We start from the raw sequence: 21,795 nt of genomic DNA, 5'->3' as shown, positions 1-21,795 counted from the left end.
TCCTATGACGGTCACTGTACGCTTTGCCGCGGCCGCGTTTGCTGTGGTTGTCTTGCTGGGCGGGGGGGTAAATACTCATGCCGAGCTTGCCGATACAATCGAGCGCGTCAAGACCGCCGTTGTCGGGGTGGGGACCTATGAATCCACCCGCCGGCCGCCCGCCCAATTTCGAGGGACCGGATTTGCGGTGGACAATGGGCGGCGCATTATTACCAACGCCCATGTGCTTCCCAAAAGCGTGAACTCGGCGCGCCGCGAATACCTCGCCGTGTTCCAACGCCGCGGCGATCGTTTGGAGGCCCGCAAGGCGCAGCGTATAGGGCTCGATCGTGTGCATGATCTGGCTGTGCTCGAGATCAAAGGTGCCCCCTTTCCGTCGTTGAAGATTGCTACGAGTGAGCACGTGCGTGAGGGGGGGCTTTATGCATTTACCGGCTTCCCTATCGGAGCCATCCTTGGGCTCTATCCTGTTACCCACCGTGGAATCATCTCCGCCATCACTCCGATCGCCATACCGGTGGATCATTCGCGCCAGCTCGACGCTCGAATGATCAAAAGCTTGCGGTCACCGTTTCGCGTCTATCAGCTGGATGCGACCGCCTACCCTGGCAATAGTGGCAGTCCGCTGTATGACCCGCAGAGCGGGACGGTGATCGGAGTCATCAATAAAGTCTTTGTCAAAGCGACCAAGGAGGCGGCATTGGCCGCGGCAATCGAGCAGCCGAGCGGGATTTCTTATGCGGTGCCTTCGATTTATATCCGCAAGCTTCTCGATCGCCTGGATTAGAGTAGCGTAAGGCCTTGACCGTTCGCTAGGATAGAAATGAGAATTATTCAATAGGCCGCAGGTTCCAATTGCCCGGTTATTTCGCAGCTGGGGCTTTGCGCTTGCGGCTACAGGTATTATAATTTGCGCCCACTTCGGCGTAGGTGGGTGCGTACTGGTCGCTTGACGGCGAGGCGCGGTCCGCGTATGGCGCTGAATTCGCCATCTGGAGGGGTACCCAAGCGGTCAACGGGGGCAGACTGTAAATCTGCTGGCTCAGCCTTCGTAGGTTCGAATCCTACCCCCTCCACCAGATTTGAGCAGGGGTCGTGCATTGAATTCTGGAGAGACCTTTTAAAGTTGGATTGCGGTTAATAGGGTAGGATGAGAACCGTAGGTTCGACCAAATCGCCGGGAGCGATTTGGAACGCTGCGCGCAGCGTGGCGGCCCGTAGGGCGGAGGGCAGGATGCCCAGAGTAATCCTACTCTCTCCACCAGATTGCACGGGCGAGTGGATGACGTTTGTCGACGCAGTTTGTGGGCTGTGCGCGGTGGGTTTTTCCGCGGGTGTAGTTCAATGGTAGAACCTCAGCCTTCCAAGCTGATGATGTGGGTTCGATTCCCATCACCCGCTCCATGTTGCGAGTGCCCGAGCCAAAGGTGCGACAGACATAAGGCCCATGTAGCTCAGGCGGTAGAGCACTTCCTTGGTAAGGAAGAGGTCACCGGTTCAAGTCCGGTCATGGGCTCCATCTATAAGGCGGTGATGCTTTAATTAAGCGCCCCTGGTCACCAATGGCAGGTGCAGCGCGGATTAACGGGAGATAAGGCCGTGTCCAAGGCGAAGTTTGAGCGTACCAAGCCGCACGTAAATGTTGGGACGATTGGTCACGTAGACCATGGTAAGACGACGTTGACGGCGGCGATGACGAAGGTATTGTCGTCGCGGTACGGTGGTGAGGCGCGTGCGTTTGACTCGATTGACAATGCGCCGGAGGAGCGGGCGCGTGGGATTACGATTGCCACGGCGCATGTGGAGTATGAGACGGAGCAGCGTCATTACGCGCACGTAGACTGCCCTGGGCATGCGGATTATGTGAAGAACATGATCACGGGTGCGGCGCAGATGGACGGTGCGATATTGGTGGTGAGCGCCGCGGATGGACCGATGCCGCAGACGCGAGAGCATATTTTGTTGGCGCGTCAGGTGGGTGTGCCGTATATCGTCGTGTTTTTGAACAAGGCGGACATGCTGGACGATCCGGAGCTTTTGGAGCTGGTGGAGATGGAGGTCCGGGAGCTTCTGAGCCAGTATGATTTTCCGGGCGATGACATACCGATTGTGACCGGTTCGGCGTTGAAGGCGCTGGAGGGGGACGATTCGGAGATTGGGGCGCCGGCGGTCCTGCGTTTAGTGGAGGCGATGGACAGTTATATACCGGAGCCTGAGCGTGCGATTGACCGCCCGTTTTTGATGCCCATTGAGGATGTGTTCTCGATCTCGGGGCGTGGCACGGTGGTTACGGGCCGAGTGGAGCGCGGTGTGGTCAAGGTTGGCGAGGAAGTGGAGATCGTTGGGATTCGGGATACGACCAAAACGATCTGCACCGGTGTGGAGATGTTTCGCAAGATGCTTGATCAGGGGCAGGCGGGCGATAACGTCGGAGTGTTATTGCGGGGCACCAAGCGCGATGATGTCGAGCGCGGGCAGGTGCTGTGCAAGCCGCGCAGCATTACGCCGCACACGCGTTTTGAGTGTGAGGTTTATGTGCTCTCCAAGGAGGAGGGTGGCCGGCATACGCCGTTTTTCCAGGGTTATCGGCCGCAGTTTTACTTTCGCACGACGGATGTGACCGGTTCAGTCGACCTGCCTGAGGGTACCGAGATGGTGATGCCCGGGGATAACGTGAAGATGTCGGTGACGCTGATCGCGCCGATCGCGATGGAGGAGGGCGTACGCTTTGCCATCCGCGAAGGCGGACGCACCGTCGGCGCCGGTGTCGTCTCCAAAATCTTGGAGTGAGAATAACGGGGCGTGATCGGTGGCGCCAATAAGTAGCCTTATGGGCTTCACTTATTTGTGATATCAATTTATAATTGCGCGTTTGGTCACGGCGTTAAGGTCGTGTCTTTGGGGTACCCGATGAAATTATCTGCGCCATCATCTCTATCTGCCCTGCAAGGCAGTATAGGCCAGTAGCTCAATTGGTAGAGCAGCGGTCTCCAAAACCGCAGGTTGGGGGTTCGAGTCCCTCCTGGCCTGCCATATCCTGATTACCGGCGCACCTGGTTGCAATGCCGTCCCATGAATGCTAGAGCCGAAAGCGAATCATCCGTTATCGATACCATCAAATTGGTCGTCGCCGCCCTCGTCTTTTTAGGCGGAGTCGGTGGCTTCTATTATTACTCCGATGAGTTGTTGCTCTACCGTGTGCTTGGGCTGCTTGCGGTGAGCTTGGTTGCGGTGGGTATTTGCATGACTACCCACGCTGGGCGCGAAGTGTGGGCTTTTGCGCGAGACTCACGGCAAGAGTTGCGCAAGGTGGTTTGGCCCACTAAGCAGGAGTCTTTGCAGAGCACGCTGGTCGTGCTGGTCGTGGTCGTGCTGGTGGGTGTGTTCTTGTGGCTATTGGACACGTTCTTCCTCTGGGCGATTCAACTTTTGCTTCATCCTGGAGGTTGACGGATATGGCGAAGCGCTGGTACGTGGTTCATGCCTACTCCGGTTTCGAGAACCAGGTGAAGCGTTCGCTGGAGGAGCGCATCAAGCGCGAAGGAGTGGAAAGCAAGTTCGGCGAGATTCTCGTGCCGACCGAGGAAGTGGTCGAAATGCGCGAGGGTCAGAAGCGCCGCAGTGAGCGCAAGTTCTTCCCAGGCTATGTGCTCGTTCAGATGGAGATGACCGAGGAGACTTGGCACCTGGTGCGGGATGTTCCACGGGTCATGGCGTTTATTGGTGGAACCAGCGATCGTCCGGCACCGATTTCGGATGCCGAGGCGGAACAGATACTCAATCGTGTTAGAGAAGGCGCGGAGCGCCCCCGACCCAAGATATTGTTCGAAGTAGGCGAGGTCGTTCGGGTCGTATCCGGTCCGTTCACGGATTTCAATGGTGTGGTTGAGGAGGTCAATTACGAGAAGAACCGCCTTCGGGTGGCGGTATTGATCTTCGGTCGGTCCACGCCGGTTGAGTTGGAGTTCAGTCAGGTCGAGAAGGGGTGACAAGCTGCTGCATCCGCAGCGGCCGATCCGGTTGCGATAAGGGTGCTGTCGGCACAACGGGCTAGTGCCTAAACCAGGAGGCCGAGATGGCGAGAAAGGTCGATGCGTACATCAAGCTGCAGGTGGCCGCTGGTCAGGCCAACCCAAGCCCCCCCGTGGGCCCGGCGCTAGGGCAGCGGGGCGTGAATATCATGGAGTTTTGTAAGCAATTTAACGCTCAAACCCAGGATATGGAGCCCGGGTTGCCTATCCCGGTGGTGATCACCGTATACAGTGATCGCAGCTTTACTTTTATCACCAAGACGCCTCCGGCTTCGGTGTTGCTTAAAAAAGCGGCCGGCATAAAGTCCGGTAGCGGAGCGCCGAACACCAATAAGGTCGGGACTGTAAGTCGCGAGCAGGTTGCAGAGATTGCCAAAACAAAATGGCCGGATTTGACGGCCTCGGATATGGAGGCTGCGCTGCGATGCATTGCCGGCAGCGCGCGGAGTATGGGTATCACGGTTGAGGGTTCTGAGAATGGCTAAGCTGAGCAAGCGTCAGCAGGCGATTCGGGCGAAGGTGGATCGCGCTGCGGTGTTTTCGGCAGCGGAGGCCCTCTCGCTGCTTAAGGATCTCTCGACGGTTGGATTCACTGAGTCGGTTGATGTTTCTGTCAACTTGGGCGTCGATCCCCGTAAGTCCGATCAGGTTGTGCGTGGTTCCACTGTGTTGCCCCATGGTACGGGCAAAACGGTGCGGGTGGCTGTGTTCGCTCAGGGAACAAACGCTGAATCCGCCAAGGAGGCGGGTGCCGATGTAGTTGGTATGGACGATTTGGCCGAGCGCATTCAGGGAGGAGAGCTTGATTTCGGGGTGGTGATCGCCGCGCCGGATGCTATGGGCGTTGTTGGGCGCTTGGGGCGGATTCTAGGTCCCCGCGGCTTGATGCCCAACCCCCGGGTGGGCACTGTTACTGCGGATGTGGCGGCAGCCGTGCGCAACGCAAAGGCCGGCCAAGTGCGCTATCGGACGGATCGAGGCGGGCTGATTCACTGCACCTTGGGCAAGGTCACCTTCGAGGTGGCACAGTTACAACAGAATTTAGAAGCTTTGATCGGTGATTTGGCCAAGATCAAGCCGGCCGCGGCAAAGGGCGTTTATCTGAAGAAAGTTACGGTTTCCACCACGATGGGGCCGGGTCTACAGGTGGATCTCTCATCATTGCACGCGTGAAAGTAGGCCTTGGGCGGGGGCGAATGGACGACTCACCTTAAGGCTGAGCGCCGCTGGAATGGGGATGCCTGGGACGTGCCCCTTGTTTATGTACGCTATGGCTCTGCTCTGTCATTTCACTGGCTGCCATGAAGTTTAGCGCTTTTTTTGTAGCCATCTAGTTATTAAGTAGCTCAATGGAGGCTGTCGGTTCGACGGGACACTTGTCATAGACCGCTAGGCGCGTGCAAACGCTTAAAGGCCATTGGTTTATCCAGAGGCCACCTGCGCAGACGGTGCAGCTGGGACAGGATCATTCATTTTCCTGCGTTAGGCCACCGCTGAAGATTCGGAGAGTAAGTTGGGAAAAGCGTGGGTCGTTCGCGGTGTGCCCGATCGAGGTGGGCCGGTACGGCATAGGCGCGCAAACCAACCGCGTTTCGGGAGAATTTCGGATGGGATTGAGTTTAGATCAAAAGCAGCGGATGGTGCGGGATTTGACGGGTGTTGCCTCGGAGGCACACTCCGCGCTCGCCGCGGAGTATCGGGGGCTCACTGCGGCGGAGATGGATCAGCTCCGCGTCAAGGCGCGTGAGGCCGGCGTCTACTTGAAGATTATCAAAAACACGCTGGCCAAGCGGGCTGTAGCAGGTACACATTTCGAGTGCATGGCGGAGGGCTTTGAAGGGCCCTTGCTGCTGGCATTCTCGCGCGAGGATCCGGCATCGGCGGCGCGGGTGGTGCAGGATTTTTCCAAGGACTACGCCAAACTCGTGGTCAAGATGGTGGCTATCGGTGGGAAGCTCTATCCAGCCACCGAAGCAGACCGTCTCGCTAGCCTGCCGACCTATGATGAGGCGCTCAGCCGTCTTATGGCAACTATGCAGGCGCCGATTCAGAAATTGGTGACGACGCTCAACGAAGTGCCTAGCAAGTTGGCCCGGACGTTGGCTGCCGTGCGGGATGCTAAACAGAGCGGCTAGTCAGATCAAGTCCATTGTGTGCTGCTATTAAGTTAAAAATATCGCGTCAACCGAGGAGAATGAATGATGGCCGTTTCCAAAGAGGACATTTTAGAGACTATCGGCAATATGACCGTCATGGAAGTCGTCGAGCTCATCGATGCCATGGAGGAAAAATTTGGTGTAACAGCAGCCGCTGCTGTAGCCGCTGCGCCAGCAGCCGGTGCGGGAGCTGCCGAGGCTGCCGAGGAGCAGACCGAGTTCGATGTCATTTTGAGCAGCTTTGGCGCCAATAAGGTCGCTGTGATCAAAGCGGCCCGTGCGGTTACCGGTCTTGGACTGAAAGAGGCGAAGGAACTTGTGGAGAGCGCTCCGGTTCCAATCAAAGAGGGTATTCCTAAAGAGGAAGCCAACGAGATCAAAGGGAAACTGGAAGAGGCGGGTGCGAGCGTCGAGCTCAAGTAAGGGCCTGCAGCGATTAGAGCGCGCGAGCGCCGCGGAGTTGGCTGGTGGCCGTCGTAGCTGCCGGCCTTTTCCCGTTTGTGGCAAATGCAAATCGCCGGATTAATTTATGGCTTGCTGCCTTCGGATTCGGGAGGATCCCGCTGTTCAATACCGTACTAGTACTTTGCTTAACGCCCAACGGAATCAGACTGATGAGGAACCTCGATGGATTACTCGTTCACCGAAAAGAAGCGTATCCGCAAGGATTTTGGCAAGCAGTCGAAAATCCTAGATGTTCCGTACCTTCTCGCTACCCAGATCGAGTCATATCGTGAGTTCCTGCAGTTCGACAAGCGCGTCGAAGACCGCGCGGAAATCGGTCTGCATATGGCTTTTAAATCGGTCTTTCCAATTTCCAGCTACTCGGGCAGTGCGGTGCTGGAATATGTGAGTTACCGTATTGGTGAGCCGCCGTTTGATGTCAAGGAGTGCCAGCTGCGTGGGCAGACTTATGCTGCTCCGCTGCGCGTACGGGTGCGTTTGGTGATCTACGATAAGGACGCGAGTACCGTCAAGGACATCAAGGAACAGGAAGTCTATATGGGCGAGCTGCCGCTTATGACGCGCAACGGCACGTTCGTCATCAATGGTACTGAGCGGGTCATTGTCTCGCAGTTGCATCGCTCGCCGGGCGTATTCTTCGATCACGACAAAGGCAAGACCCATTCTTCGAAAAAGTTGCTGTTCTCCGCCCGAGTCATTCCCTATCGAGGCTCCTGGCTGGATTTCGAATTCGATCCCAAGGATGCGATATTCGTGCGTATCGATCGCCGACGCAAGTTGCCGGCAACGATATTGCTTCGCGCACTCGGTTATGACAACGAGCAGATTCTGGATCGGTTCTTCGAGAAAAATACATTCCACATAAGAAAAGACAAGGCTGTTCTTGAACTCATACCCGAGCGGCTGCGCGGGGAGACGGCCTCCTTCGATATCCATATCGATGATGTGCTCTTGGTTGAGAGCGGTCAGCGAATCACGGCACGCCATATTCGGCAATTAGAACGAGGCGGGCTGACTGAGCTCGATGTGTCGGATGACTACCTCACCGGCAAAATCCTGGCGCACGATGTCGTGGACAAGAGCAGCGGCGAGATATTGGCTACCGCCAATACCGAGCTGACTGGCGAGCTGGTGCAGGCGATACGTGATGCGGGCATCAAGAACATCGAGACGCTCTATGTCAACGATCTCGATCGCGGCGCATACATCTCCACTACGTTGCGCGGTGATCCAACGACCACCCAATTGGAGGCTTTGGTCGAAATCTACCGCATGATGCGCCCCGGGGAACCGCCCACCCGCGAAGCGGCGGAGAACCTTTTTCAACATCTGTTTTTCAGTGAAGACCGCTACGATCTCTCACCGGTCGGGCGCATGAAGTTCAACTTGCGGGTTGGGCGCCAAGAGGTTACCGGTTCGGGTACGCTCAGCAATGAGGACATCCTGGATGTTTTGCATGAGCTGATCAATATCCGCAACGGCAAAGGCCAAGTGGATGATATCGATCACCTCGGCAACCGGCGGGTGCGCTGCGTAGGGGAGATGGCCGAGAATGTCTTTCGCGTGGGCCTTGTGCGTGTCGAACGTGCGGTGCGTGAACGGTTGAGTTTGGCGGAGAGCGAGGGCCTGATCCCCCAGGAGCTGATTAATGCCAAGCCTGTGGCGGCGGCGATCAAGGAATTCTTCGGCTCCAGTCAGCTCTCGCAATTCATGGATCAGAACAATCCGCTCTCCGAGGTCACGCACAAGCGCCGGGTATCCGCACTCGGCCCCGGTGGACTGACCCGCGAGCGGGCAGGATTCGAGGTGCGCGATGTTCACCCAACTCATTATGGGCGCGTCTGCCCGATCGAGACCCCGGAAGGGCCGAATATTGGTTTGATTAATTCGTTGGCGGTGTACGCCCGTACCAACCGCTATGGCTTCCTGGAAACGCCGTATCGCAAGGTTGTGGATGGCCGGGTGACTAGCGAAGTGGAATACCTTTCGGCTATTGAGGAAGGCCGCTTCGTAATCGCCCAGGCGAACGCGCGGGTGAGCGAAGACGGTCGGTTGCTGGATGATCTAATCTCCTGCCGTTTTCAGAACGAGTTTGGCATGGCGACTCCGGAGCGTGTTCAATACATGGACGTCGCTCCCAAACAGATCGTCTCCGTGGCGGCGTCGCTGATCCCCTTTCTCGAGCACGACGATGCCAACCGTGCGCTCATGGGTTCCAACATGCAGCGTCAGGCAGTGCCGACGCTGCGCTCGGAGAAACCGTTGGTCGGCACCGGGATGGAACGGGCGGTGGCAATCGACTCGGGTGTAACCGTGATTGCCGAGCGTGGCGGCGCTGTGGAACAGGTGGATGCGGCGCGTATCGTGGTCCGGGTTAACGATGAGGAGGCGGTGCCGGGCGAGCCAGGCGTGGATATCTACAATCTGACCAAGTATACGCGTTCCAACCAAAATACCTGCATCAATCAGCGCCCTCTAGTGCGACCCGGCGAGCAGGTGGTGCGGGGCGATGTGCTGGCCGATGGCCCGTCGACGGATATGGGCGAGCTGGCTCTAGGCCAGAATATGCTGGTCGCTTTCATGCCTTGGAACGGCTACAACTTCGAAGACTCCATCCTGATCTCGGAACGGGTGGTGCAAGAAGATCGCTATACCACGATCCATATCGAGGAACTCACCTGCGTGGCCCGTGATACCAAGCTGGGATCGGAGGAGGTCACAGCGGATATCCCGAACGTCGGCGAGAGCGCATTGTCCAAATTAGACGAGTCGGGGATCGTCTACATCGGTGCCGAGGTCAAGGCCGGCGATATCCTAGTGGGCAAAGTTACGCCGAAGGGGGAGACTCAGTTGACCCCGGAGGAGAAGCTGCTACGCGCTATTTTCGGTGAGAAAGCCTCTGATGTGAAAGATACGTCGCTACGTGTGCCGACTGGAATGGATGGCACCGTGATTGACGTTCAGGTCTTTACGCGCGACGGAGTGAAGAAGGATCAGCGGGCTTTATCCATCGAAGCCGGCCAATTGGCCGATGTCCGCAAGGATCTCAACGATCAATACCGGATATTCGAGGATGATGCATTCACCCGCCTCGAGCGCTTGCTGGAGGGTAAGGCCGTAGCGGGCGGCCCAGGTGGTCTGCGCAGCGGCGCCGAGGTGAGTCGCGCTTACCTCGCGGGCGTCGAGCGCGAGCGCTGGTTCGAAATCCGTATGCGCGACGAGGAGGTCAATCAGCAACTCGAGGCCGTGCAGTCGCAGCTCAAGGCACAGCGCGAGATCTTCGATAGCCGGTACGAAGAGAAGAAGGCCAAGATCACGGCGGGTGACGATCTGGCTCCAGGCGTGCTCAAAATGGTCAAGGTTTATCTGGCCGTCAAGCGTCGAGTGCAGCCCGGTGACAAGATGGCAGGCCGCCATGGCAATAAAGGCGTAATCTCTACCATCGTTCCGGTGGAAGACATGCCGTATCTCAAGGATGGCACACCGGTGGATATTGTGCTTAATCCCCTGGGTGTGCCTTCGCGTATGAACGTCGGGCAGGTACTCGAGACCCATCTGGGCTGGGCCTCTAAGGCGTTGGGTCGCAAGATCGCCGATTTGCTGGATACCCATACCGAGATAAGCGAGCTACAGGGGTTCCTTCAGCAAATCTACAATTCCAGCGGTCGCGAAGAGGATTTGGACTCGTTCTCCAGCCAGCAGTTCATCGAACTAGCGGACAATCTGCGCAGCGGCGTGCCCATGGCCACGCCGGTCTTCGATGGTGCTCATGAAAACGAGATCAAAGCCATGTTGCGACTCGCCGGTCTGCCGGAATCAGGCAAGGCCATCTTGTACGACGGGCGTACCGGGGAAGCCTTCGATCGCCCTGTGACCATCGGCTACATGTACATGTTGAAGCTCAACCACTTGGTGGACGATAAAGTTCATGCCCGCTCGACCGGTCCTTACAGTCTCGTGACGCAGCAGCCGCTGGGAGGCAAGGCGCAGTTCGGCGGTCAGCGCTTCGGTGAAATGGAAGTATGGGCGCTCGAGGCTTACGGTGCAGCCTACACGTTGCAGGAGATGTTGACCGTGAAATCGGACGACGTCTCGGGCCGCACCAAGATGTACAAAAATATCGTGGACGGCGACCACCGGATGGAAGCCGGTATGCCGGAGTCTTTCAATGTGCTGGTCAAGGAGATCCGTTCGCTCGGCATTGATATTGAGCTGGAGCAGGACTGAGCCTAATGCAGCAGTCACCTCGCTCAATACGTGGGCCGCTCGTCTCTACCTTGGCGGTGGAGTCGGGTAATTGACGGAGTCTGCGATAAAGGGGTACCTCCTGCTGGCCACGGTAGCGGGAATAAGCCGCTACGGCGCTTCGAGCGCTTGTCAGCCCTATATGAACTCAAGCCTGGACGGGCCGCGGTTATGAGAGATTTGCTCAATTTGTTCAAGCAGCCTGGTGCGCAGCTTGACGATTTTGATGCCATCCGAATCAGTTTGGCTTCACCGGATATGGTTCGATCTTGGTCTTATGGCGAGGTCAAAAAGCCGGAAACCATTAACTACCGTACATTCAAGCCGGAGCGCGACGGCTTGTTCTGCGCCAAAATTTTCGGGCCGGTTAAGGATTATGAATGCCTGTGCGGCAAGTATAAACGGCTCAAGCACCGGGGCGTAGTGTGCGAAAAATGCGGTGTCGAAGTGACGCTCGCCAAGGTGCGCCGCGAGCGTATGGGACATATCGAATTGGCCAGTCCGGTCGCTCATATCTGGTTCCTGAAGTCGCTGCCTTCGCGCATCGGCCTGCTACTGGACATGACCTTGCGCGATATCGAGCGCGTTCTCTACTTCGAGGCTTTTGTCGTCATTGATCCGGGCATGACCCCGCTCGAGCGCGGCCAATTGTTGACCGACGAAGACTACCTCGATGCGGTCGAACAATACGGCGATGAGTTCGATGCGCGGATGGGCGCCGAGGCCGTACTTGAATTATTGCATAGCAGCAATTTGGAGGACGAGGCGGTTCGTCTGCGGGAAGAGATTAATGCGACCAACTCCGAGTCCAAGATCAAGCGTTTGTCCAAGCGGTTGAAATTGGTGGAATCGTTTCTCGACTCGGGGAACCATCCCGAGTGGATGATTTTGACTGTGTTGCCAGTTTTGCCGCCGGATCTGCGGCCTTTGGTGCCGTTGGACGGCGGCCGGTTCGCGACCTCGGATCTCAACGATCTCTATCGGCGAGTGATCAACCGCAACAATCGCTTGAAGCGGCTGCTGGAGCTCTCCGCCCCAGATATCATCGTGCGTAACGAGAAGCGCATGCTGCAGGAAGCTGTGGATGCTCTGCTCGATAACGGTCGGCGTGGCCGGGCCATTACCGGAACCAATAAGCGGCCTTTGAAGTCGTTGGCCGACATGATTAAAGGCAAGCAGGGACGTTTCCGCCAGAACCTGCTCGGTAAACGGGTGGACTACTCCGGTCGTTCGGTGATCGTGGTCGGTCCGACCCTCAAACTGCATCAATGCGGTCTACCCAAGCGCATGGCGTTGGAGCTGTTCAAGCCTTTCATCTTCAGTAAGCTGCAGCGTCAGGATTTGGCGACGACGATCAAGGCCGCCAAGAAGATGGTCGAGCGTGAGGCCCCGGAAGTCTGGGACATTCTCGAGGGGGTCATCCGCGAGCATCCGGTGCTGCTCAATCGTGCCCCGACTTTGCATCGTTTGGGGATTCAGGCATTCGAACCGGTGCTGATCGAAGGTAAGGCGATTCAGCTACATCCTCTGGTTTGCCCGGCGTTCAATGCCGACTTCGACGGAGATCAGATGGCCGCGCATGTGCCGCTCTCGTTGGAGGCGCAGCTCGAAGCGCGGGCGCTGATGATGTCCACTAACAATGTACTCTCGCCGGCCAACGGTGAGCCGATCATCGGCGCCACGCAGGATATCGTGCTCGGCTTGTACTATATGACCCGCGAGCGCTTGGGCGCGCGCGGTAAGGGGATGCGCTTCGCTGATACCACGGAACTGCATCGTGCCTATGAGGGACGGCAAGTGGATCTGCAGGCGCGGGTCGAAGTGCGCATCCGCGAGACCGATCTGCAGGACGATGGTGTGCAGCGGGAGAGTTTTCAGCGGGTAAACACGACGGTGGGGCGCACGTTGCTCTACGATATCGTGCCGGAGGGGCTGCCGTTCAAGATGGTCGATCGTGACATGACGAAAAAGGCCATCTCCGAGATCGTCAATGCCTGTTACCGCCGTCTTGGTCTCAAAGCAACGGTGGTCTTTGCCGATCGCCTGATGTATCTCGGTTTCTACATGTCGACCCGTGCGGCCGTCTCCATCGGCGTGGATGACATGGTGATCCCAGACGAGAAGGAATCGATACTCAAGCGCGCCGAAGAGGAGGTCAAGGAGATCGAGGATCAGTATGCCTCGGGCCTGGTGACCAACGGCGAGCGCTACAATAAAGTGGTCGACATTTGGTCACATACCAATGATCAAGTGGCCCGGGCGATGATGGAAAAGCTTGGCAAGGAGGTCAATGTCGACGTTCAAGGCAATGAGGTCGAGCAAAAGTCGTTCAACTCGATCTTCATGATGGCGGATTCCGGGGCTCGCGGTAGCGCGGCTCAGATTCGCCAGCTCGCCGGCATGCGTGGGCTGATGGCCAAACCGGATGGTTCCATCATAGAAACGCCGATTACGGCGAATTTCCGGGAAGGCTTGAACGTCTTGCAGTATTTCATCTCTACCCACGGGGCCCGCAAGGGGCTTGCGGATACGGCGCTCAAAACTGCCAATTCTGGCTACTTGACCCGGCGTTTAGTGGACGTGGCCCAGGATCTCGTGGTGACCGAGCTCAATTGCGGCACCCATCGGAACCTAAGAATGACGCCATTGATCGAGGGTGGCGATGTGGTCGAGCCGCTGCGGGAACGTGTCCTTGGGCGTGTGGTGGCGCAGGATATCCTGCAGCCCGGTGGGGATGAGATCGTGGCGCCGGCCGGTACGTTGCTGGATGAAAATCTGGTGGATCACCTCGAGACCGAGGGTGTGGATGAAGTGTGGGTTCACTCCCCCATCACCTGCGAGGCGCGCTATGGAGTATGCGCAACCTGCTATGGGCGCGACCTGGCTCGCGGTCACCGGGTCAACATCGGTGAAGCGGTAGGGGTGATTGCGGCACAATCCATCGGCGAGCCGGGCACTCAGCTCACCATGCGAACCTTCCATATCGGCGGGGCCGCTTCGCGATCGGCTTCGGTTAGCAATGTCCAGGCCAAATCCGCCGGCGTTGTGCGACTGCACAACATTAAGACCGTCAAACACCACAGTGGCAACCTGGTTGCGGTGTCACGTTCCGGTGAGATCACCATCATGGATGAGCACGGTCGGGAGCGGGAGCGCTACAAGGTGCCCTACGGAGCGACCATCTCGGTTGCCGACAACGATGCTGTCGTTGTCGGGCAAGTGGTCGCAAGCTGGGATCCTCATACCCATCCCATCATTACGGAGGTGAAGGGATGGTTGCGATTTTATGATTTTGTCGAGGGCGTGGCGGTTAATCGTCAGTTCGACGAAGTGACCGGCTTGAGTAGCCTGGTCGTGACGGATCCAAAAACACGCGGCAGCGGCGAATACCGCCGCTCGGTCGTCGGGGTCGACGGCAAGCAATCCGAAGAGCGGGTTGCTCATAAGGATTTGCGCCCTATGATCAAGTTGGTCGATGCCAACGGCCATGATCTCAACTTGGCGGGTACGGACATTCCTGCCAACTATTACCTCCCGGCCGGCGCCATTGTCAGCGTGGCCGATAACGCCGATGTGGACGTGGGTGATGTCATCGCCCGGATTCCGCAGGAGTCGTCGAAAACCCGTGATATAACAGGTGGTTTGCCGCGAGTTGCCGATCTATTCGAAGCACGCAAGCCTAAGGAGCCGGCTATATTGGCCGAGGTCTCCGGGACGGTCAGCTTTGGCAAGGACACCAAGGGCAAGCAGCGGTTGGTCATCACGCAGGCGGATGGGGAGACTTACGAGGAGCTTATTCCAAAGTGGCGTAATGTGACCGTCTTCGAGGGTGAACATGTGGAGAAAGGGGAGGTTATCGCCGACGGTGAGCCGAACCCGCATGATATTCTTCGGCTATTGGGTGTCACCGAGTTGGCGGCGTACCTGGTCAAGGAAATTCAGGATGTTTACCGCCTCCAGGGCGTGAAAATCAACGATAAGCACATCGAGGTGATTTTACGCCAGATGTTGCGCAAGGTCGAAATCAAAGACCCCGGCGATACGCGTTATTTGCGTGGCGAGCAACTCGATTGGGGCCGTGTGGCGGAGGAGAACGAGCGTCTGCAAAGCTCCGATAAGGAGCCGGCCAAGCTGGAGCCGATATTGCTCGGCATCACCAAGGCCTCGCTGGCAACCGACTCGTTCATTTCGGCGGCCTCGTTCCAAGAGACTACTCGGGTGCTCACCGAAGCCGCCGTGCGTGGCGCGCGTGATGATCTGCGTGGGCTTAAGGAGAATGTGATCGTTGGGCGGCTTATTCCGGCGGGGACCGGCTTTGCCTATCATGCCGAGCGTCAACGTGCCCGAGATACGCTGCCTGAGCCGATTTTGCCTCCGGCAGCGCGTATGGAGCAGATCGAGGAAGAGGCCTCCTCCATGCCCGAGAGAAACCCTGAATCCGAGCAGTAAAAGTCTCGGATGGGGTCGCAACGGCCGCTATCTCTAGGATTCTGGTTGACACCCCTGACGTGCAAGTCTAAACTGGCGCACCTTCGACAGGCCGGATCGACCGGCCTGTCGTTCGTTTTGAGGCGGAGTGAACGGTTTATGGCGACGACCAATCAGCTGGTCAGAAAAGGACGCACGCGCAGGGCGTCAAAAAGCAACGTCCCGGCCCTCGAGAGCTGCCCACAAAAGCGTGGTGTATGCACGCGCGTTTATACAACAACGCCGAAGAAGCCGAACTCGGCACTGCGTAAAGTCATGCGCGCTCGTCTGACGAACGGCTACGAGGTAGCTGTCTATATCGGTGGCGAGGGGCATAATTTGCAGGAACACTCTGCAGTATTGATTAGAGGCGGCCGGGTGAAGGATTTGCCAGGAGTACGCTATCATGTGGTGCGCGGTTCACTCGATACGGCGGGTGTGAGCAAGCGTCGGCAGGGGCGTTCGAAGTACGGCGCGAAGCGGCCCAAGGCCTGACTGAGCGCTGCGGTTTTGATCTCGAGCTAATCAGGTAGAGGCGATGCCACGGCGAAGGGAAGTTCCCAAGCGTAAGGTGCTTCCGGATCCTAAATTCGGGAGCGAGTTGCTGACCAAGTTCGTAAGCATGTTAATGCGCGACGGTAAGCGCTCGGTGGCCGAAAAGATCGTATATGGTGCCTTGGACCGCATTAAGGAGCGGGGTGTGGCAGAGCCTATGGCGGTATTGGAATCCGCTCTGGATAATGTGCGGCCCGTCGTCGAGGTGAAATCTCGTCGGGTCGGTGGCGCCACCTATCAGGTACCGGTCGAAGTTCGGCCGCAGCGGCGTACGACGTTGGCCATGCGCTGGGTGATCGATGCAGCCCGCAAGCGGGGCGAGACGACCATGCAACATCGTTTAGCCGCCGAACTGCAGGAAGCTGCAGAGAGCCGTGGCGCCGCGGCAAAGAAGCGGGAAGACACGCATCGCATGGCCGAGGCGAACAAGGCTTTCTCGCACTTCCGCTGGTAACGGCAACGGGGTTATTGAGCTGTGGCACGCAAAACACCCATCGAGCGCTACCGTAATATCGGCATCATGGCCCATATCGATGCCGGTAAGACAACGACTACCGAGCGCGTTCTCTTCTATACGGGTATCTCCCATAAAATAGGTGAGGTGCACGAGGGCGCTGCCGTTATGGACTGGATGGAGCAGGAGCAGGAGCGGGGTATCACCATCACCTCCGCCGCCACTACTTGCTTTTGGAAGGGGATGGATCAGCAGTATCCAGAGACCCGGATCAATATTATCGACACGCCGGGGCACGTGGATTTTACCATCGAAGTGGAGCGCTCTTTGCGGGTGCTCGACGGCGCGGTGGGTGTGTTCTGCGCTGTCGGTGGGGTCGAGCCACAGTCCGAGACCGTCTGGCGACAGGCCAACCGGTATCAGGTGCCGCGGATTGCGTTCGTCAACAAGATGGACCGGGCCGGTGCCGATTTCTTGCGAGTGGTCAAGCAAATCCGTCAGCGGCTTGGGTCACAGGCGATCCCCGTGCAGTTGCCGATCGGCTCAGAAGAAGATTTTGCCGGAGTCGTGGATCTCATCCGTATGAAAGCCATCTACTGGGATGAGGCAACTCAGGGGGCGACCTACAAGCAGGATGACCCGCCGGCGGACATGCTCGAGGCCTGCCAGCATTACCACGAGGCGTTGATCGTGGCCGCGGCGGAAGCGAACGAAGAGTTGATGGAGCGCTACCTTGACGAAGAAAGCCTCACCAGCGAGGAGATTAATGAGGGGCTGCGTATCCGGACGTTGAATAACGAAATCGTGCCGGTGCTCTGTGGTAGTGCGTTCAAGAATAAGGGCGTGCAGGCGTTGCTGGATGCCGTGATCGAATACCTGCCGAGCCCGCGCGATATTGCATCGATTGGTGGCGAACTCGAAGACGGTTCGCCCGCCGAACGTCATGCCGCTGACGATGAGCCCTTTGCAGCGTTGGCATTCAAAATTGCCACCGATCCGTACGTCGGTACTCTGACTTTTTTCAGGGTCTACTCGGGCGTGGTCCGCACCGGTGACACCGTATGGAATCCGGTGAAGGATAAGCGCGAGCGTTTTGGTCGGATCGTGCAGATGCACTCGAAGGAGCGTAAGGAGCTCGATGAGGTGAGGGCGGGTGATATCGCGGCTGCGATCGGCCTCAAAGATGTCGCGACCGGCGATACGCTTTGCGACCCGAGCCGGAAGATTACCCTGGAGCGAATGGAGTTTCCGGAGCCGGTAATTTCGGTCGCGGTGGAGCCCAAGACCAAGGGTGATCAGGAGAAAATGGGGATCGGGCTGCAGAAGCTCGCGCAGGAGGATCCCTCGTTTCGGGTGCGCACCGACGAAGAGTCGGGGCAGACCATCATCTCCGGTATGGGTGAGCTGCATCTCGAGATCATCGTCGATCGGCTCAAGCGGGAGTTCAAGATCGAAGCGAATGTCGGTAAACCGCAGGTTGCCTATCGGGAGAGTATCCGCAGACACTCCGAGGCTGAGGGTAAGTTTATTCGGCAGACCGGTGGGCGGGGCCAATATGGCCATGTTTGGCTCCGTTTGGAGCCGCAAGAGCGTGGCAAAGGCTATGAGTTCGTCAGCGCCATTGTCGGCGGTACGATTCCGAAAGAATACATCCCGTCGGTGGACAAAGGGATTCGGGAGCAGATGGACAACGGCGTGCTGGCCGGTTATCCAGTGATCGATTTCAAGGTGACGTTATTCGACGGGTCCTACCATGATGTGGACTCCTCGGAGATGGCATTCAAGATTGCCGGCTCCATGGCCTTCAAGGAAGCTTTCATGAAGGCCAACCCGGTTTTGCTCGAACCGATCATGAAAGTCGAGATCGTGACGCCCGAGGAGTTTATGGGTGCCGTGATGGGCGATATCAGCCGGCGTCGGGGTACAGTTCAGGGCATGGAAGACAGTTTGTCCGGCAAAATCATCCGGGCCGAGGTGCCATTGAAGGAAATGTTCGGTTATGCCACGGATTTGCGCTCGGCTACTCAGGGGCGCGCCTCGTACGCTATGGAATTCCGTGGCTATGCCGAGGCGCCAGCCAACATAGCGAGCGAGATAATCCAAAAAGCCTCCTGATGGCGGGGCACAGCGAACTAGCGGATTGCAACAGCTTTGAGCCAAGAGGTATGAGCCGTGTCCAAGGCGAAGTTTGAGCGTACCAAGCCGCACGTAAATGTTGGGACGATTGGTCACGTAGACCATGGTAAGACGACGTTGACGGCGGCGATGACGAAGGTATTGTCGTCGCGGTACGGTGGTGAGGCGCGTGCGTTTGACTCGATTGACAATGCGCCGGAGGAGCGGGCGCGTGGGATTACGATTGCCACGGCGCATGTGGAGTATGAGACGGAGCAGCGTCATTACGCGCACGTAGACTGCCCTGGGCATGCGGATTATGTGAAGAACATGATCACGGGTGCGGCGCAGATGGACGGTGCGATATTGGTGGTGAGCGCCGCGGATGGACCGATGCCGCAGACGCGAGAGCATATTTTGTTGGCGCGTCAGGTGGGTGTGCCGTATATCGTCGTGTTTTTGAACAAGGCGGACATGCTGGACGATCCGGAGCTTTTGGAGCTGGTGGAGATGGAGGTCCGGGAGCTTCTGAGCCAGTATGATTTTCCGGGCGATGACATACCGATTGTGACCGGTTCGGCGTTGAAGGCGCTGGAGGGGGACGATTCGGAGATTGGGGCGCCGGCGGTCCTGCGTTTAGTGGAGGCGATGGACAGTTATATACCGGAGCCTGAGCGTGCGATTGACCGCCCGTTTTTGATGCCCATTGAGGATGTGTTCTCGATCTCGGGGCGTGGCACGGTGGTTACGGGCCGAGTGGAGCGCGGTGTGGTCAAGGTTGGCGAGGAAGTGGAGATCGTTGGGATTCGGGATACGACCAAAACGATCTGCACCGGTGTGGAGATGTTTCGCAAGATGCTTGATCAGGGGCAGGCGGGCGATAACGTCGGAGTGTTATTGCGGGGCACCAAGCGCGATGATGTCGAGCGCGGGCAGGTGCTGTGCAAGCCGCGCAGCATTACGCCGCACACGCGTTTTGAGTGTGAGGTTTATGTGCTCTCCAAGGAGGAGGGTGGCCGGCATACGCCGTTTTTCCAGGGTTATCGGCCGCAGTTTTACTTTCGCACGACGGATGTGACCGGTTCAGTCGACCTGCCTGAGGGTACCGAGATGGTGATGCCCGGGGATAACGTGAAGATGTCGGTGACGCTGATCGCGCCGATCGCGATGGAGGAGGGCGTACGCTTTGCCATCCGCGAAGGCGGACGCACCGTCGGCGCCGGTGTCGTCTCCAAAATCTTGGAGTGACGGTGATGGCAACCAGTCAGCGTATCCGCATTCGACTCAAGGCGTTCGATTATCGGTTGATCGACCAATCGGCACGGGAAATCGTCGAAACGGCTAAACGCACGGGTGCTCAGGTGAAAGGACCGGTGCCTTTGCCGACCAAGAAGGAGCGTTTCACCGTTTTGGTTTCGCCGCATGTCAATAAAGATGCACGAGATCAATATGAAATGCGCACACACAAGCGCCTTATGGATATCGTCGATCCAACGGACAAGACCGTCGATGCCCTGATGAAACTTGATCTGGCTGCGGGTGTAGAAGTTCAAATTAAGGTATATTGAGCTATCTTGGGAACTACCCCAGTTCTTTGTTGTTTTCGGTCAGCTGGGGCGGGCCCTGAACAGCACCGGATAACCCCGGTGTCAGCGACCATTCAAACAATTCGAGTAAGCCTGTAGCGCTACGCAAGGCAAAGGTATTTCTGTTGCCGTTAAGATGAGGGTAACGACGATGGCGATTGGGATCGTCGGTCGAAAATGTGGTATGACGCGTCTGTTTGCAGAGGATGGAACCTCGGTGCCGGTAACGGTTGTCGAGGCCGCGCCGAATCGCATCACTCAGCATCGACGCGAAGACAAGGATGGTTATTCGGCGATCCAAGTGACCACCGGAACGCGTCGGCCGGCTCGGGTGAATAAGCCACAAGCTGGTCATGTCGCTAAGGTCGGTGTGGAAATGGGGCGTGGGCTGTGGGAGTTTCGTCTGCCTCGAGGTGTCGAAACGGAGTCCTCGGACAATAATGAATTGCGAGTCGATCAGTTCGTCGTCGGCCAGCGAGTCGATGTAACGAGCAGGACCAAGGGGAAGGGCTTTGCCGGCACTGTGAAGCGCCACCATTTCCGGACCCAGGATGCTACGCATGGCAATTCACTTTCCCACCGCGCGCCGGGATCGATCGGGCAGAACCAGGATCCGGGGCGGGTATTCAAGGGTAAGGCGATGGCCGGACATTTGGGCGCTGTAAGGCGCACAGTGCAGAATCTGGAGATCGTCCGAGTGGATACGGAGCGCAATCTCCTTATCATTAAAGGCGCCGTACCGGGTAGTCCGGGGGCTGACGTTGTCGTTCGACCGGCGATCAAGACTCGACGTGGCAAGGAGGTAACCTGATGGAGCTGCCGCTGCGCGAAGGTGCGGGTGCGGTCCAGGTATCGGAGCGAACTTTCGGCGCCGAGTTCAAAGAGCCCCTGATCCACCAAGTCGTAGTCGCCTATCTTGCCGGTGGACGTGCCGGTAGCAAGGCTCAGAAGGATCGTGCGGCGGTGCGTGGTGGCGGCGCCAAGCCGTGGCGCCAGAAAGGAACGGGCCGTGCGCGTGCCGGGTCTATTCGCAGCCCGCTATGGCGCGGAGGTGGGCGAAGTTTTGCTTCGGCTCCGCGTGATCATAGCCAGAAAGTCAACCGTAAGATGTATCGTGGTGCTTTGCGCGCCATTCTCTCCGAGCTCGTTCGACAGGAGCGGCTATGTGTAATGGAGCGTTTCGACCTTGCCCAGCCAAAAACGAAACTGCTTCTTGACGAACTTGGGAGTCTCGGTTTCGCGGATGTTCTCATCGTCAGCAACGAGCCCAGTGAGAATGTGCGTTTGGCTGCTCGGAATCTTGCGGCGGTGGATGTTTGGGAAACGAACCGCTTAAACCCGGTCGTGCTGTTGCGGCATGAGAAGGTGCTGTTAACGGTGGATGCGGTGCATCGCTTAGAGGAGTGGCTCGGATGAACCCTGAGCGGATCTATCAGATTCTGCGCGGCCCGCATGTCTCCGAGAAGAGTACAACGCTTGGTGAGTCAGCTGGCCAGGTGGTGTTCAAAGTGGGGCGTGATGCAAACAAGCTTGAGATTAAAAAGGCTGTCGAGCGCCTCTTCGAGGTCCAGGTCAAGGGTGTTCGTGTAGTGAGCCTGAAAGGCAAGCGCAAGGGTTTTGGGCGGCTGCGCGGTCGGCGTAGTGACTGGAAGAAGGCTTACGTCTCTTTGGCGGAAGGCCAGAATATCGATATGTTTGGGGCGCCTGAATAAGCGCTGTAA

At 57.7% G+C, this 21,795-nt stretch carries 18 protein-coding genes, 4 tRNA genes and 1 other RNA gene; all 23 read left to right on the top strand.

Annotated elements, in window-relative coordinates; genetic code table 11:
- Positions 1 to 4: 4 nt before the first annotated feature.
- The 23 genes from NB231_RS07785 to rplW all read left to right on the top strand — a co-directional run bounded on the left by NB231_RS07785 (position 5) and on the right by rplW (position 21,786).
- Positions 5 to 787, top strand: coding sequence for a S1 family peptidase (locus tag NB231_RS07785; RefSeq protein ID WP_005001340.1), 783 nt, complete (start codon positions 5 to 7; stop codon positions 785 to 787).
- Positions 788 to 994: 207 nt separating this feature from the next.
- Positions 995 to 1,079, top strand: a tRNA-Tyr gene (locus NB231_RS07780).
- A 50-nt stretch (positions 1,080 to 1,129) separates the two neighbouring features.
- Positions 1,130 to 1,264, top strand: a non-coding RNA gene (locus NB231_RS17595) — RtT sRNA.
- Between the two features lie 66 nt (positions 1,265 to 1,330).
- Positions 1,331 to 1,404 (top strand) — tRNA-Gly (locus NB231_RS07775).
- A gap of 39 nt (positions 1,405 to 1,443) precedes the next feature.
- Positions 1,444 to 1,519 (top strand) — tRNA-Thr (locus tag NB231_RS07770).
- Positions 1,520 to 1,599: 80 nt separating this feature from the next.
- On the top strand, positions 1,600 to 2,790 hold the full coding sequence (gene tuf / locus NB231_RS07765) for an elongation factor Tu (protein ID WP_005001317.1): 1,191 nt from the start codon (positions 1,600 to 1,602) through the stop codon (positions 2,788 to 2,790).
- 167 nt (positions 2,791 to 2,957) lie between these two features.
- Positions 2,958 to 3,033: transfer RNA gene (locus tag NB231_RS07760), tRNA-Trp, on the top strand.
- A gap of 39 nt (positions 3,034 to 3,072) precedes the next feature.
- Positions 3,073 to 3,450 (top strand): preprotein translocase subunit SecE, encoded by a 378-nt coding sequence (gene secE, locus NB231_RS07755; protein ID WP_005001339.1) that lies wholly within the window; start codon positions 3,073 to 3,075, stop codon positions 3,448 to 3,450.
- Positions 3,451 to 3,455: 5 nt separating this feature from the next.
- Complete coding sequence (nusG, locus tag NB231_RS07750; RefSeq protein WP_005001338.1) at positions 3,456 to 3,989, top strand: transcription termination/antitermination protein NusG; 534 nt, start codon at positions 3,456 to 3,458, stop codon at positions 3,987 to 3,989.
- A gap of 86 nt (positions 3,990 to 4,075) precedes the next feature.
- A complete protein-coding gene (gene rplK, locus NB231_RS07745) occupies positions 4,076 to 4,516 on the top strand; it encodes a 50S ribosomal protein L11 (protein ID WP_005001337.1) in 441 nt (146 codons plus the stop codon).
- Entirely contained in the window at positions 4,509 to 5,204 is a 696-nt protein-coding gene (gene rplA, locus NB231_RS07740) for a 50S ribosomal protein L1 (protein ID WP_005001335.1), read from the top strand. The genes rplK and rplA overlap by 8 nt, the downstream gene beginning before the upstream one ends.
- A 434-nt stretch (positions 5,205 to 5,638) precedes the next feature.
- Positions 5,639 to 6,166, top strand: coding sequence for a 50S ribosomal protein L10 (gene rplJ, locus NB231_RS07735; protein WP_005001329.1), 528 nt, complete (start codon positions 5,639 to 5,641; stop codon positions 6,164 to 6,166).
- Positions 6,167 to 6,232: 66 nt separating this feature from the next.
- On the top strand, positions 6,233 to 6,610 hold the full coding sequence (gene rplL / locus NB231_RS07730) for a 50S ribosomal protein L7/L12 (protein ID WP_040662044.1): 378 nt from the start codon (positions 6,233 to 6,235) through the stop codon (positions 6,608 to 6,610).
- A 204-nt stretch (positions 6,611 to 6,814) separates the two neighbouring features.
- Positions 6,815 to 10,879 carry a DNA-directed RNA polymerase subunit beta gene (gene rpoB, locus NB231_RS07725; RefSeq protein ID WP_005001324.1) on the top strand — a complete coding sequence of 1,355 codons (4,065 nt, stop codon included), beginning with the start codon at positions 6,815 to 6,817 and terminating at the stop codon, positions 10,877 to 10,879.
- 189 nt (positions 10,880 to 11,068) lie between these two features.
- Positions 11,069 to 15,346, top strand: a complete 4,278-nt coding sequence (gene rpoC, locus NB231_RS07720) for a DNA-directed RNA polymerase subunit beta' (protein ID WP_005001323.1) — start codon at positions 11,069 to 11,071, stop codon at positions 15,344 to 15,346.
- 138 nt (positions 15,347 to 15,484) lie between these two features.
- Positions 15,485 to 15,859, top strand: a complete 375-nt coding sequence (gene rpsL, locus NB231_RS07715; protein ID WP_040662042.1) for a 30S ribosomal protein S12 — start codon at positions 15,485 to 15,487, stop codon at positions 15,857 to 15,859.
- Positions 15,860 to 15,902: 43 nt separating this feature from the next.
- The gene (rpsG, locus tag NB231_RS07710) at positions 15,903 to 16,373 is read left to right on the top strand and encodes a 30S ribosomal protein S7 (protein WP_005001321.1); all 471 of its coding nucleotides are present in this window, start codon (positions 15,903 to 15,905) and stop codon (positions 16,371 to 16,373) included.
- Positions 16,374 to 16,394: 21 nt separating this feature from the next.
- The gene (gene fusA / locus NB231_RS07705) at positions 16,395 to 18,488 is read left to right on the top strand and encodes an elongation factor G (RefSeq protein ID WP_005001320.1); all 2,094 of its coding nucleotides are present in this window, start codon (positions 16,395 to 16,397) and stop codon (positions 18,486 to 18,488) included.
- Between the two features lie 57 nt (positions 18,489 to 18,545).
- Positions 18,546 to 19,736: an elongation factor Tu gene (tuf, locus tag NB231_RS07700; RefSeq protein WP_005001317.1), complete on the top strand. Its 1,191-nt coding sequence runs from the start codon at positions 18,546 to 18,548 to the stop codon at positions 19,734 to 19,736.
- A gap of 5 nt (positions 19,737 to 19,741) precedes the next feature.
- Positions 19,742 to 20,056 (top strand): 30S ribosomal protein S10, encoded by a 315-nt coding sequence (gene rpsJ, locus NB231_RS07695; RefSeq protein ID WP_005001314.1) that lies wholly within the window; start codon positions 19,742 to 19,744, stop codon positions 20,054 to 20,056.
- A 169-nt stretch (positions 20,057 to 20,225) separates the two neighbouring features.
- Positions 20,226 to 20,885, top strand: coding sequence for a 50S ribosomal protein L3 (rplC, locus tag NB231_RS07690; RefSeq protein WP_005001312.1), 660 nt, complete (start codon positions 20,226 to 20,228; stop codon positions 20,883 to 20,885).
- Entirely contained in the window at positions 20,885 to 21,490 is a 606-nt protein-coding gene (rplD, locus tag NB231_RS07685; RefSeq protein ID WP_005001309.1) for a 50S ribosomal protein L4, read from the top strand. The genes rplC and rplD overlap by 1 nt, the downstream gene beginning before the upstream one ends.
- Positions 21,487 to 21,786, top strand: a complete 300-nt coding sequence (gene rplW, locus NB231_RS07680; protein ID WP_005001308.1) for a 50S ribosomal protein L23 — start codon at positions 21,487 to 21,489, stop codon at positions 21,784 to 21,786. The genes rplD and rplW overlap by 4 nt, the downstream gene beginning before the upstream one ends.
- The last annotated feature ends 9 nt before the right edge of the window (positions 21,787 to 21,795 follow it).

It is taken from the genome of Nitrococcus mobilis Nb-231, assembly GCF_000153205.1.
Classification (GTDB): domain Bacteria; phylum Pseudomonadota; class Gammaproteobacteria; order Nitrococcales; family Nitrococcaceae; genus Nitrococcus; species Nitrococcus mobilis.
This window is presented reverse-complemented; position numbering and strand designations above follow the sequence as displayed.